We start from the raw sequence: 14,147 nt of genomic DNA, 5'->3' as shown, positions 1-14,147 counted from the left end.
TTTAACCGTGCCACTGAACAAAGAAGACAAGCAGGCAGTTGTCGCTGAAGTCGCCGCGCAAGTCGCGAAGGCTCAGACGATGGTGCTCGCTGAGTATCGTGGAATTGCGGTTGGCGATCTGACCAAGCTGCGCGCAAAGGCTCGCGAGCAACAAGTGTATCTCCGCGTGTTAAAAAACACGTTGGCGCGTCGCGCCGTGGAAGGTACGCCGTTCGCTCCGCTGGCCGAGCAGATGACCGGTCCTCTGATCTACGGCATCTCTGAAGATGCAATTGCTGCTGCCAAGGTCGTTCACGACTTCGGCAAAACCAATGACAAGTTGATCATCAAGGCCGGTTCCTACGAAGGCAACGTGATGGACAAGGCGGCTGTGCAAGCACTCGCTAACATCCCGAGCCGCGAAGAACTGCTCTCCAAGTTGTTGTACGTCATGCAAGCTCCTGTTGCCGGCTTCGCGCGCGCTTTGGCCGCGCTTGCCGAAAAGAAGGGTGGCGGCGCAGAAGCTCCGGCTGAAGCGCAACCGGAAGCTGCTGCTTAATGTACCGCGCTTGGTTGCCTGGTTAGGCTTACAAGATCGCTGGCTGTATCCGAATTCAATTTAGGAGTATTTCAAATGGCAATCGCAAAAGATGACATCCTCGAAGCAGTAAGCTCGATGTCGGTTCTGGAACTGAACGAGCTGGTCAAGGCGTTCGAAGAGAAGTTTGGCGTGTCGGCTGCTGCCGTAGCTGTTGCTGGCCCTGCTGGTGCCGCTGCAGTTGCTGAAGAGCAAACCGAGTTCACGGTGAACCTGGTCGAAATCGGCGCGAACAAGGTGTCGGTGATTAAGGCTGTTCGCGAACTGACGGGTCTTGGCCTGAAGGAAGCGAAGGACCTGGTTGACGGTGCACCGAAGCCTGTTAAGGAATCGGTACCGAAGGCTGCTGCTGAAGAAGCGAAGAAGAAGCTGGAAGAAGCAGGCGCGAAGGCTGAAATCAAGTAAGTTCGGCTGCGCTTTGCTAAGGCTGGCGGTCTATGACCGCCGGCCTTTTTCTGCTTTGTAGGGACTAGGTTTCAAGTCGTTGGTTTCAGTAACTATGACCACGTAGAAGCCAAAGAAAATCATCGGTTGGGAAGGTTTGCCGATTCTTTTCTTTGTCTTCTGAAGCGACTGCAGAAGGCAAGTTTGGTCGGGTAGCGGGAAACATAGGCATCCGCTGCCGTCAGCCAGCGGTTGGTAGCGGCCAACCACCAAGCTTCTAGGCTCGTCGTCCCTCCCCGGGACGTATGGCGAGTCTCAGTCGGTGAACACCGGGTCGTGTCATCGAGGTATCCCGCCTCGGCAACGCCCGCAGTGATTCGGAGATCGTATGCAATATTCCTTCACCGAGAAGAAGCGTATTCGCAAGAGTTTCGCGAAACGCCCCATCGTTCACCAGGTTCCCTTTCTGCTGGCTACCCAGCTTGAATCATTCAGCACCTTTCTGCAAGAGACCACCAGCGCAACACAGCGCAAAGCGGAAGGGTTGCAAGCAGCGTTTTCGTCGGTGTTCCCAATCGTTTCGCACAACGGGTTTGCGCGTCTCGAGTTCGTAAGCTACATGCTCTCGCCGCCGGCATTCAACATCAAGGAATGCCAGCAGCGTGGTTTGACGTACTGCTCCGCCTTGCGCGCCAAGGTGCGCCTGGTGCTGCTCGACAAGGAATCGCCGAGCAAGCCGGTCGTCAAGGAAGTGAAGGAGCAAGAAGTCTACATGGGCGAAATGCCGCTCATGACGCCGACCGGTTCGTTCGTCATCAACGGCACGGAACGCGTGATCGTGTCCCAGTTGCATCGTTCGCCTGGCGTGTTCTTCGAGCACGACAAGGGCAAGACGCACAGCTCGGGCAAGCTGCTGTTCTCGGCTCGTATCATCCCTTACCGTGGTTCGTGGCTCGACTTCGAATTCGACCCGAAGGACGTGCTGTATTTCCGCGTCGACCGCCGCCGGAAAATGCCGGTGACGATCCTGCTGAAGGCTATCGGCCTGACGCCGGAACAGATCCTCGCGAACTTCTTCGTATTCGATAACTTCGCGCTGATGGGCGAAGGCGCGCAAATGGAATTCGTGCCGGAGCGTCTGCGCGGCGAAGTCGCGCGTTTCGACATCCAGGATCGCGAAGGCAACGTCATTGTCCAGAAGGACAAGCGGATCAACGCCAAGCACATTCGCGACCTCGAAGCCGCAAAGACGAAGTTCATCTCGGTGCCGGAAGACTATTTGCTCGGCCGCGTGCTGGCGAAGAACGTCGTGGACGGCGAGACGGGCGAAGTGATCGCGAACGCAAACGACGAAATCACCGAAACCGTTCTCGAAAAGCTGCGCGAGTCGAAGGTCAAGGACATCCAGACGCTCTACACGAACGATCTGGATCAGGGTCCGTATATCTCGTCGACGCTGCGTATCGACGAAACGGCCGACCGCATGGCTGCGCGTATCGCGATTTATCGCATGATGCGCCCGGGCGAACCGCCGACCGAAGAAGCAGTCGAAGCGCTGTTCAACCGGCTGTTCTATAGCGAAGACGCGTACGACCTGTCGAAGGTAGGTCGTATGAAGTTCAATCGCCGTGTGGGCCGTGACGAAATCGTCGGCCCGATGACGCTGCAGGACGAGGACATCCTCGCGACCATCAAGATTTTGGTCGAGCTGCGTAACGGCAAGGGCGAAGTCGATGACATCGATCACCTGGGCAATCGCCGTGTGCGTTGCGTCGGTGAATTGGCTGAGAACCAGTTCCGTGCGGGCCTCGTGCGCGTGGAGCGGGCTGTGAAGGAACGTCTGGGTCAGGCTGAAAGCGAAAACCTGATGCCGCACGACCTGATCAACTCGAAGCCGATCTCGTCCGCCATTCGCGAGTTCTTCGGTTCGTCGCAGTTGTCGCAGTTTATGGACCAGACGAACCCGTTGTCGGAAATTACCCACAAGCGCCGGGTATCGGCTCTTGGACCGGGCGGTTTGACGCGTGAACGCGCAGGCTTTGAAGTTCGCGACGTGCACCCGACTCACTATGGCCGCGTGTGCCCGATCGAAACGCCGGAAGGTCCGAACATCGGCCTGATCAACTCGCTCGCGCTGTACGCGCACTTGAACGAATACGGTTTCCTCGAGACGCCGTATCGGAAAGTGGTGGACGGCAAGGTGACCGATCAGATCGATTACCTCTCGGCGATCGAAGAAGGCCGTTACGTGATCGCTCAGGCGAACGCGTCGCTGGGCGAAGGCGGCACGCTGACCGACGAGCTGGTTTCGTCGCGTGAAGCGGGCGAAACGCTGATGGTCACGCCGGACCGCATCCAGTACATGGACGTGGCGCCGTCGCAGATCGTGTCGGTGGCTGCTTCGCTGATTCCGTTCCTTGAACACGATGACGCGAACCGCGCATTGATGGGCTCGAACATGCAACGGCAGGCGGTTCCTTGCCTGCGTCCTGAAAAGGCCGTGGTCGGTACGGGTATCGAACGTACGGTGGCGGTCGACTCGGGCACGACCGTTCAGGCGTTCCGCGGCGGTCTCGTGGATTACGTCGATGCCGGCCGTATCGTGATTCGCGTGAACGACGACGAAGCAGTCGCCGGCGAAGTCGGTGTCGACATCTACAACCTGATCAAGTACACGCGTTCGAACCAGAACACGAACATCAACCAGCGTCCGATCGTGAAGGTCGGCGACAAGGTTGGCCGTGGCGACGTGGTGGCTGACGGTGCATCGACCGATCTGGGCGAGCTCGCGCTTGGCCAGAACATGCTCGTCGCGTTCATGCCGTGGAACGGCTACAACTTCGAAGATTCGATCCTGATCTCGGAGAAGGTCGTTGCCGAAGACCGTTACACGTCGATCCACATCGAAGAACTGAATGTGGTTGCACGCGACACGAAGCTCGGACCGGAAGAAATCACGCGCGACATCTCGAACCTGGCTGAAGTACAACTCGGCCGTCTCGATGAGTCGGGCATTGTGTACATCGGCGCTGAAGTCGAAGCGGGCGACGTGCTGGTCGGCAAGGTCACGCCGAAGGGCGAGACCCAACTGACGCCGGAAGAAAAGCTGCTGCGCGCAATCTTCGGTGAGAAGGCGTCGGACGTGAAGGATACGTCGCTGCGCGTGCCGTCTGGCATGAGCGGAACGGTGATCGACGTGCAAGTGTTCACGCGCGAAGGCATTACGCGTGACAAGCGTGCACAACAGATCATCGATGACGAACTGAAGCGTTATCGCCTGGACTTGAACGACCAGTTGCGCATTGTGGAAGGCGACGCTTTCTCGCGTCTCGCCCGTATGCTCAACGGCAAGATCGCGAATGGCGGCCCGAAAAAGCTGGCGAAGGGCACGGCGATCGACCTGCCGTACCTGGAAGATCTGGATCACTACCACTGGTTCGACATCCGTCTGGCCGACGAAGAAGCTGCTGCGCAACTGGAAGCCATCAAGGATTCCATCGAACAAAAGCGTCACCAGTTCGACCTGGCGTTCGAAGAGAAGCGCAAGAAGCTGACGCAAGGCGACGAACTGCCGCCGGGCGTGCTGAAGATGGTCAAGGTGTACCTGGCTGTTAAGCGTCGTCTGCAACCGGGCGACAAGATGGCCGGCCGTCACGGTAACAAGGGTGTGGTGTCGAAGATCGTGCCGATCGAAGACATGCCGTACATGGCCGATGGCCGTCCGGCCGACGTCGTGCTGAACCCGCTGGGCGTGCCTTCACGGATGAACGTGGGTCAGATTCTCGAAGTGCATCTGGGCTGGGCCGCGAAGGGTCTGGGATGGCGTATCGGTGAAATGCTGCAGCGTCAGACCAAGATCGAAGAACTGCGTGCGTTCCTGACGAAGATCTACAACGAGTCGGGCCGCCAGGAAGAGCTGGAAAACTTCACCGACGACGAAATCGTCGAATTGGCGAAGAACCTGCGCGAAGGCGTTCCTTTTGCAACGCCGGTGTTCGACGGCGCGACAGAAGGCGAAATGGAACGTGCGCTGGATCTGGCGTTCCCGGACGACATCGCGAAGCAGCTCGGCATGACGAAGTCGAAGAATCAGGTGCAGTTGAGCGACGGGCGCACGGGTGAACCGTTCGAACGGACGGTCACGGTGGGCTACATGCACTACCTGAAACTGCATCACCTGGTCGACGACAAGATGCACGCCCGTTCGACCGGACCGTACTCGCTCGTCACGCAGCAGCCGCTGGGTGGTAAGGCGCAGTTCGGCGGCCAGCGTTTCGGTGAGATGGAAGTGTGGGCGCTCGAAGCATATGGCGCTTCGTACGTGCTGCAAGAAATGCTGACTGTCAAGTCGGATGACGTGGCGGGTCGTACCAAGGTGTATGAGAACCTGGTCAAGGGTGACCACGTGATCGATGCCGGCATGCCCGAGTCGTTCAATGTGTTGGTGAAGGAAATCCGGTCGCTCGGTATCGACATCGACCTGGACCGGAACTAATCGGACTACTGGAGAGACGCAATGAAAGCTCTGCTCGATCTATTCAAGCAAGTCCAACAACCTGAAGTATTCGACGCGATCAAGATCGGTCTGGCCTCGCCGGACAAGATTCGCTCGTGGTCCTTCGGCGAAGTGAAGAAGCCTGAAACCATCAACTACCGGACCTTCAAGCCGGAACGCGATGGTCTGTTCTGCGCCAAGATCTTTGGCCCGATCAAGGACTACGAGTGCCTGTGCGGCAAGTACAAGCGCCTGAAGCACCGTGGCGTGATCTGTGAAAAGTGCGGCGTCGAAGTGACGCTCGCCAAGGTGCGTCGCGAACGGATGGGCCACATTGAGCTGGCCTCGCCGGTTGCGCACATCTGGTTCTTGAAGTCGTTGCCGTCGCGTCTGGGCATGGTGCTCGACATGACGCTGCGCGATATCGAACGCGTGCTGTACTTCGAAGCGTACGTGGTGATCGAACCGGGCATGACGCCGCTGAAAGCGCGGCAGATCATGACGGAAGAGGATTACTACAATAAGGTCGAAGAATACGGCGACGAATTCCGTGCCGAGATGGGCGCGGAAGGCGTGCGTGAACTGCTGCGCGCAATCAACATCGACGAACAGGTCGAGGTGCTGCGCACCGAACTCAAGAACACGGGTTCGGAGGCGAAGATCAAGAAGTACGCGAAGCGCCTGAAAGTGCTCGAGGCATTCCAGCGTTCGGGCATCAAGCCGGACTGGATGGTGCTGGAAGTGCTGCCGGTGCTGCCGCCGGAACTGCGTCCGCTCGTGCCGCTCGACGGCGGCCGTTTCGCTACGTCGGACCTGAACGACTTGTATCGCCGCGTGATCAACCGTAACAACCGGTTGAAGCGTCTGCTCGAATTGAAGGCGCCTGAGATCATCGTCCGCAACGAAAAGCGGATGCTGCAGGAAGCCGTCGATTCGCTGCTCGACAACGGTCGTCGCGGTAAGGCAATGACCGGCGCGAACAAGCGTCCGCTGAAGTCGCTCGCTGACATGATCAAGGGTAAGGGCGGTCGTTTCCGTCAGAACTTGCTCGGTAAGCGCGTTGACTATTCGGGCCGTTCGGTGATCGTGGTGGGTCCGACGCTCAAGCTGCATCAGTGCGGATTGCCGAAGCTGATGGCGCTCGAACTGTTCAAGCCTTTCATCTTCAACAAGCTGGAAGTGATGGGTGTTGCTACCACCATCAAGGCCGCGAAGAAGGAAGTCGAGAACCAGACAGCCGTGGTGTGGGACATTCTCGAAGAAGTCATTCGTGAACATCCGGTCATGCTGAACCGTGCGCCTACGCTTCACCGTCTCGGCATTCAGGCTTTCGAGCCGGTGCTGATCGAAGGTAAGGCTATCCAGTTGCATCCGCTCGTGTGCGCGGCGTTCAACGCCGACTTCGACGGTGACCAGATGGCCGTTCACGTGCCGCTGTCGCTGGAAGCGCAGATGGAAGCGCGCACGCTGATGCTGGCGTCGAACAACGTCCTGTTCCCGGCCAACGGCGATCCGTCGATCGTGCCGTCGCAGGATATCGTGCTGGGTCTTTACTACGCATCGCGTGAAGCGGTGAATGGCAAGGGCGAAGGCATGACGTTCACCGGCGTGTCGGAAGCGATTCGCGCGTACGAAAACAAGGAAGTCGAGCTGGCGTCGCGGGTGAATGTCCGGATTACGGAAAACATTCACAACCCGGACCAAAGCGAAGGCGCACCGAAGTTCGTGCCGAAGATCACGCTGTACGCAACCACCGTTGGCCGTTCCATCCTGTCGGAGATCCTGCCGCCAGGACTGCCGTTCTCGGTGCTGAACCGTCCGCTGAAGAAGAAGGAAATTTCGCGCCTGATCAACACGGCATTCCGCAAGTGCGGTCTGCGCGAAACGGTGATCTTCGCCGACCAGTTGATGCAGATGGGTTTCCGTCTGGCTACGCGCGCCGGTATTTCGATTTGCGTCGACGACATGCTCGTGCCGCCGCAAAAAGAACAGATCGTCGGCGATGCAGCCAAGAAGGTGAAGGAATACGACCGTCAGTACATGTCGGGTCTCGTCACCTCGCAAGAGCGCTACAACAACGTGGTCGACATCTGGTCGGCAACGTCGGAAGCGGTCGGCAAGGCGATGATGGAGCAGTTGGCTACGGAACCCGTGGTCGACCGCGACGGTAATCAAACGAAGCAGGAATCGTTCAACTCGATCTACATGATGGCCGATTCGGGCGCGCGTGGATCGGCAGTTCAGATTCGTCAGCTGGCCGGTATGCGTGGCCTGATGGCGAAGCCGGACGGCTCGATCATCGAGACGCCTATCACGGCGAACTTCCGTGAAGGCCTGAACGTGTTGCAGTACTTCATCTCGACGCACGGTGCACGTAAAGGCCTGGCCGATACGGCGTTGAAGACGGCGAACTCGGGTTACCTGACGCGTCGTCTCGTTGACGTGACGCAGGATCTGGTCGTGGTCGAAGACGATTGCGGCACGACGAACGGCGTGGCCATGAAGGCGCTGGTTGAAGGCGGTGAAGTCGTCGAAGCCCTGCGTGACCGTATTCTGGGTCGCGTGGCGGTGGCTGACGTCGTCAACCCGGAAACGCAGGAAACGCTGTTTGAATCGGGTTCGTTGCTGGACGAAGATGCGGTCGACGAAATCGAACGCCTGGGTATCGACGAAGTGCGCGTGCGCACACCGTTGACCTGCGAAACGCGTTACGGCCTGTGCGCTTCGTGCTACGGCCGCGACTTGGGTCGTGGCTCGCGCGTGAACGTCGGCGAAGCGGTTGGTGTGATCGCTGCGCAGTCGATCGGTGAGCCGGGCACGCAGTTGACCATGCGTACGTTCCACATCGGTGGCGCGGCGTCGCGTGCGGCGATCGCTTCGTCGGTGGAAGCGAAGTCGAACGGTACGGTGCGTTTCACGGCAACAATGCGTTACGTCACGAATGCGAAGGGCGAGCAGATCGTCATCTCGCGTTCGGGCGAGGCGATCATTGCCGACGACCTCGGTCGTGAGCGTGAACGTCACAAAATCCCGTACGGCGCAACGCTGCTGCAACTCGACGGCGTCCAGATCAAGGCCGGTGCACAACTGGCTCAATGGGATCCGTTGACCCGTCCGATCATCACCGAGTGGGGCGGTACGGTGAAGTTCGAAAACGTCGAAGAAGGCGTGACGGTAGCCAAGCAGATCGACGATGTGACGGGGCTTTCAACGCTCGTCGTGATCGACGTGAAGCGTCGTGGTTCGCAGGCGTCGAAGAGCGTTCGTCCGCAAGTGAAGCTGCTCGATGCGCAAGGCGAAGAAGTCAAGATCCCGAACACCGAGCATTCGGTGCAGATCGGCTTCCAGGTCGGCGCACTGATCACCGTGAAGGATGGTCAGCAAGTGCAGGTCGGTGAAGTGCTGGCACGTATCCCGGTTGAAGCGCAGAAGACGCGTGACATTACCGGTGGTCTGCCGCGCGTGGCCGAGTTGTTCGAAGCGCGCTCGCCGAAGGACGCCGGCATTCTGGCGGAAGTCACGGGTACGACGTCGTTCGGTAAGGACACGAAGGGCAAGCAGCGTCTCGTCATTACCGACGTGGAAGGGGAACAGCATGAGTTCCTGATCACGAAGGAAAAGCAGGTGCTGGTGCATGACGGTCAGGTCGTCAACAAGGGCGAAATGATCGTCGACGGCCCGGCGGATCCGCACGACATCTTGCGTTTGCAGGGTATCGAGGCGCTGGCGCGTTACATCGTGGACGAAGTGCAGGACGTGTACCGTCTGCAGGGCGTGAAGATCAACGACAAGCACATCGAAGTGATCGTGCGTCAGATGTTGCGTCGTGTGCAGATCGTCGACAACGGCGATACGCGTTTCATCATGGGTGAACAAGTCGAGCGTTCGGACATGCTGGACGAGAACGACCGGATGGCCGCGGAAGGCAAGATCCCCGCGACCTACGAGAACGTGCTGCTGGGTATTACGAAGGCATCGCTCTCGACCGATTCGTTCATCTCGGCCGCTTCCTTCCAGGAAACGACGCGCGTGCTGACCGAAGCCGCAATCATGGGCAAGCGCGACGATCTGCGCGGTCTGAAGGAAAACGTGATCGTCGGCCGTCTGATTCCGGCCGGTACGGGTCTCGCGTTCCACAAGGCACGCAAGAGCCGCGAGCTGTCGGATCGTCAACGTTTCGACCAGATCGCAGCGGAAGAATCGTTCGAGTTCGGTACGCCCGAAGCAGCACCGGTTGTACCTGCTGAACAGCAGCATCCGGCGGAGTAAGTTTCAGGACGTAAGTCCTTAAGTTATCTCGATGCCAATAAAGCCGCCCAGTATCCGCTGGGCGGCTTTTTTTTCGACCCGTTTTCTGCTTTAAAAAATTTCATTAGGATTCCTCTTACATTAAAAAATCGGCGGTTTATCTAACCTCAAAGCGTCCTGTCGCGGCGCGTTTAATGTCGTTCACCCCGCGTTCCGGCTCCCACATCCGCTACGGAATGCGTCCCAGTGAGCGCGCGGCCGTAGCTTCGAACGGCAAACTCATGATTGACGCGCGTAAATACCTGCCGATGGCCCATACGCTGCTGTGGGTTGTTCTCTACATCGCTGCCGGCGCGCTTTCATGGCACTTCAATGTCCCGTCGGCCCCAGCCCCTCATGTGTGGTTGCCCGCGGGCGTCAGCCTTGCCGCGATGCTGCTGTCGCAGCCCACTTCGCAAGTCCGTTTGGCCATTGCCTTTGCACTGACTCAGGTCGTGCTCTCGCATATCGGCGGGCGTGACATTCCTCTTTCGATCGTCCTGGGAATTCTTGCGGGCATTGCGCCGGCCGTCGCTGATGCCGTAGTCCGCTGGATGCGCATTTCGCTCGATGGTTTTCATCTGTTGCACGCCATCGTGATCGCCGCGCTTGTCAGCGCCACGCTTCTTGGGGGCAGCGGCGCGGCTTACGTTTCTGCCGTAAGCGGCGCGCCTTTTGTATTGCTTTTCCAGGAATGGGGCGCGGCCATCTTCGTCGGTATTTGCGTCACGACGCCGCTGCTCGCCGTGTGGGCGCAGTTTCGACCCCAGAGGTCGTCTCGTCGCAATTGGCGGGAGGTGATCGTATGTGGGGCGGCGTTCGTCACCTTGATCGGCGCGTCATGGGCGTTGTTCGATCGCGTGATGGCCGAGCGCTTTGGCGCTTACGTCGGCGCGTGTCTTCTCTATCTGCCGATGTTCTTCGTTGTTATCGTCGCGGTCGCTGGCGGCGCGCGCGGAGGTACGCTTGCGGTTCTGGTCCTCGCGCTTATCAGCCTCGGCAAGACAGCGCAGGGAGAGGGGCCGTTTGCATCGGCCGACATCGAAGAACGTGTTGCGCTGTTGCAGGCCCAGTTGTACCTCGGCATCACCGCGATCCTCGTTCTGATCGTGCATTCGTTGCATGACGCTCGAGCGCAGGCACTGGATCAGGCGCACCAGTGGCGTACCCATCTCGAACTGGCGCTCGCGGGGAGCGGAATGGTCACCTATTGCGCCGATCCACATCGGAGCACGCTGCAGTGGGGCGGTGATATTGACCAGTTTCTCGGCTATTCCGGCGATTCTCTAAGGACGTTTGATCAGGTTCTCGCGCTTGTTCATCCTTCGGATCGAACGCATCTGTACGACCACTGGATGGCGGCTGCGTTGGAAGTGGACACCGCTCCGAGGCCAATTCGCTTCCGTCTTGCCCACCGTGACCGCCCCGACTTCTGGATTGCACTGACGGACGCAGGTTCGGCGCTGCGCAATCCCAACGGCAGTGTCGCACTGGTAGCAGGTGTCTGGCAGCGTTCTAACGACCCGGCGCACTGAGACGTGAGCCCACGTACTGGAGCGTTGCTTATCCACGGACTTGGGGGCACCCAATATGACCTGGGCGCGCTGCACAAGCGCCTGAAGCGCGGGGGCATCGGCACGCATTCGCTGACGTTACCGGGTCACGCGCTCGAACCGAAGGCGCTTGTTGGCGTGCGCGCCGAAGAGTGGATCGACGCCGTGACGGCGAAGTATCGGGAGATCGCCGGGCAATATGAGGTGGTTCACGTGGTTGGCATGTGCATGGGCGCGTTGCTTGCCGCAATTGTGTGCGCGAGGGAAGCGCATACAACGGGTCGGCTGATCATGCTGGCACCCCCTGTTTTTATCGACGGATGGAGTACGCCGTGGTACAGGGCGTTTCGCCACGTCGTGTACTGGGTGCCGTTTCTGCCTGAGAACATGAAGGTGGAGGAGGGCGAACCATACGGGATCAAAAATACGCTGGTTCGCCATATCGTCAAGGCGAAGTTCCGGCGCGGCGACAACTTTCACTATCAATGGGTGCCGCTCGCGTGCATTCGCGAGGTTGACCGGCTGCGCGCGCTGACCCGCCGCTCGGTGAGGCAGATCAGGTGCCCCGTGCTGGTGGTTCACGCCCGCGAAGACGAATTGACGACGCTAAGATCCGCCGATTTCATTGCCCGCGAGGCACCAATGGTGCGCGTGGTCATCCTGGAGAACAGTTATCACATGATTTGTATCGATAACGATCGGGAACAGGTTGCGGCGAGTGTGCTTGATTTTTTAGGTGTGGCGGACGCGATCGCTGGCGGTAGCGAATCTGTGTCGCCTCGCTTGGGAACGGTGCTCGGGGCGAGGCGCTAATCGGCGGTCGAGTGCACCAGAACGCACCTTGTTGAGCGTTCGATGCACCAGCTGCCTATGTCGAACAGCCAACGTTGTTTCGAAAGTCGGTTGCATTGTTGGGTCGTTGGTAAAATCGGGCTACTCACGCTTCCGACGCATTCCGTCTTCCCAATGTCCCGTTCGCTCGAAATTCTCAAGGAAGTATTTGGCTATCCCGCATTCCGGGGGCAGCAGGGCGATATCGTCGAACATGTAGCTGCCGGCGGGGATTCGCTCGTGCTCATGCCAACCGGCGGCGGGAAGTCGTTGTGTTACCAGATTCCCGCTTTGTTAAGGCGCGAAGCGGGGTTCGGCGCGGGGATCGTCGTGTCACCGTTGATCGCGCTGATGCAGGATCAGGTTGCCGCTCTCAGCGAAGTCGGCGTGCGCGCTGCTTGCCTGAATTCCACGCTGACCGGTGCCGAAGCCGCGGCGACCGAGCGCGCGCTGCGCAATGGCGAGATCGACCTGTTGTACGTCGCGCCGGAACGCTTGATGACGCCACGGTTTCTCGATCTGATCGAGAGCGTGCGCATCGGTTTGTTTGCCATCGACGAAGCGCATTGTGTGTCGCAATGGGGCCACGATTTTCGCCCTGAATACATTCAGTTGTCGGTGCTGCACGAGCGCTTTCCATCGGTGCCCCGGATTGCACTGACGGCCACTGCCGACGCCATTACGCGCGATGAAATCGTGCATCGACTCGCTCTGGATGACGCAAGGATTTTCGTCTCGAGCTTCGACCGGCCGAACATCCGATACCGCATCGTGGAGAAGGACAACGCGCGTGCGCAGCTGCTCGATTTCATCCGCGCGGAGCACACCAATCCCGACAAAACCACGGACGCCGGCGTGATCTACTGTCTGTCGCGGCGAAAGGTCGAAGAAACCGCGGACTGGCTGAAAAGCCAGGGCGTACGAGCGCTGCCTTACCACGCGGGCATGGAGTACGAAACACGTCAGCGGCACCAGGAAATGTTCAAGCGCGAAGAGGGTATCGTAATGTGCGCGACGATTGCTTTCGGCATGGGTATCGACAAACCTGATGTGCGTTTCGTCGCGCATCTGGACCTGCCAAAGAGCGTGGAGGGCTACTACCAGGAAACCGGCCGAGCGGGCCGCGACGGCATGCCGGCGAACGCGTGGATGGCCTACGGTCTTGGCGACGTTGTCCAGCAGCGCAAGATGATCGACGAATCAGATGCCGACGATACCCACAAGCGCGTGCAGGGCGGCAAGCTCGACGCGCTGCTAGGACTGTGCGAAGCGGCGTCATGCCGGCGCGTGCGCTTGCTCGGCTATTTCGGCGAAGCCAGCCAGCCTTGCGGAAACTGCGATACGTGCCTCGAGCCGCCCGAATCGTGGAACGCGACGCGCGAGGCGCAGATGGCGCTGTCCTGTGTGTATCGGGCGTACAAGGCTAGTGGGTTTCACTTTGGCGCAGGACATCTGATCGATATCCTGCGTGGCAGCCGTTCGGAGAAGTTGCTCCAGCGCGGTCACGAAAAACTCTCTACGTTCGGACTCGGCGCCGCGCTATCAGAACAGGAATGGCGCGCTGTTTTTCGTCAGTTGGTCGCGTTTGGCTACCTCGCCGTAGACCACGATGGTTTCGGCGCCCTCGTCCTCACCGAGGCGAGTAAAGCCGTGTTGAAGGGCGAGCAGAACGTTACGCTGCGCAAATATGTAAAGCCGACGCGCACCCGCCAGTCTTCCAGCCGGACGGGCGAGCGCGCCGATCCGACCGCCGGCATGTCGCCGCGCATCAAGGCTCGTTGGGAGCGGCTGCGCGCCTGGCGCGCGAGCATGGCGAAAAGCGACGGCGTGCCGGCATATGTCATTTTTCATGACGCAACGCTGGCGGAGATCGCGCGCAACGAGCCGGATTCCATCGAGGATTTGAGGCAGATTCCGGGTATCGGGGCGCGCAAGCTCGATCGGTTTGGCGACGAATTGCTCGAAGTGGTCGGCGCTGATTAGCTTTTTGCGCGCCGGCTACTCCTGCCGCCCCCCAAGC

Annotated in this window: 7 protein-coding genes; all 7 read left to right on the top strand. The window is 59.4% G+C overall.

The window, feature by feature from the left end; genetic code table 11:
- Positions 1 to 7: 7 nt before the first annotated feature.
- The 7 genes from rplJ to recQ all read left to right on the top strand — a co-directional run bounded on the left by rplJ (position 8) and on the right by recQ (position 14,110).
- Complete coding sequence (gene rplJ / locus AX768_RS14305; protein WP_062000497.1) at positions 8 to 538, top strand: 50S ribosomal protein L10; 531 nt, start codon at positions 8 to 10, stop codon at positions 536 to 538.
- Between the two features lie 75 nt (positions 539 to 613).
- Positions 614 to 982: a 50S ribosomal protein L7/L12 gene (gene rplL / locus AX768_RS14300; RefSeq protein ID WP_062000496.1), complete on the top strand. Its 369-nt coding sequence runs from the start codon at positions 614 to 616 to the stop codon at positions 980 to 982.
- 367 nt (positions 983 to 1,349) lie between these two features.
- Positions 1,350 to 5,456 (top strand): DNA-directed RNA polymerase subunit beta, encoded by a 4,107-nt coding sequence (rpoB, locus tag AX768_RS14295; RefSeq protein ID WP_062000495.1) that lies wholly within the window; start codon positions 1,350 to 1,352, stop codon positions 5,454 to 5,456.
- A gap of 21 nt (positions 5,457 to 5,477) precedes the next feature.
- Positions 5,478 to 9,725: a DNA-directed RNA polymerase subunit beta' gene (gene rpoC, locus AX768_RS14290; RefSeq protein WP_062000494.1), complete on the top strand. Its 4,248-nt coding sequence runs from the start codon at positions 5,478 to 5,480 to the stop codon at positions 9,723 to 9,725.
- A gap of 260 nt (positions 9,726 to 9,985) precedes the next feature.
- On the top strand, positions 9,986 to 11,278 hold the full coding sequence (locus AX768_RS14285) for an MASE1 domain-containing protein (RefSeq protein ID WP_172811954.1): 1,293 nt from the start codon (positions 9,986 to 9,988) through the stop codon (positions 11,276 to 11,278).
- 3 nt (positions 11,279 to 11,281) lie between these two features.
- Positions 11,282 to 12,109 (top strand): alpha/beta hydrolase, encoded by an 828-nt coding sequence (locus AX768_RS14280; protein WP_062000492.1) that lies wholly within the window; start codon positions 11,282 to 11,284, stop codon positions 12,107 to 12,109.
- A 153-nt stretch (positions 12,110 to 12,262) separates the two neighbouring features.
- Positions 12,263 to 14,110, top strand: coding sequence for a DNA helicase RecQ (gene recQ / locus AX768_RS14275; RefSeq protein WP_062000491.1), 1,848 nt, complete (start codon positions 12,263 to 12,265; stop codon positions 14,108 to 14,110).
- Positions 14,111 to 14,147 lie beyond the last annotated feature (37 nt).

This window comes from Burkholderia sp. PAMC 28687, assembly GCF_001577465.1.
GTDB lineage: Bacteria > Pseudomonadota > Gammaproteobacteria > Burkholderiales > Burkholderiaceae > Caballeronia.
This window is presented reverse-complemented; position numbering and strand designations above follow the sequence as displayed.

Bases quoted from the DNA above. Each gene is read 5' to 3' on its own strand.
- AX768_RS14285 (WP_172811954.1), top strand. From the start codon at position 9,986: ATGATTGACGCGCGTAAATACCTGCCGATGGCCCATACGCTGCTGTGG.
- rpoB (WP_062000495.1), top strand. From the start codon at position 1,350: ATGCAATATTCCTTCACCGAGAAGAAGCGTATTCGCAAGAGTTTCGCG.
- rplL (WP_062000496.1), top strand. From the start codon at position 614: ATGGCAATCGCAAAAGATGACATCCTCGAAGCAGTAAGCTCGATGTCG.
- recQ (WP_062000491.1), top strand. From the start codon at position 12,263: ATGTCCCGTTCGCTCGAAATTCTCAAGGAAGTATTTGGCTATCCCGCA.
- rpoC (WP_062000494.1), top strand. From the start codon at position 5,478: ATGAAAGCTCTGCTCGATCTATTCAAGCAAGTCCAACAACCTGAAGTA.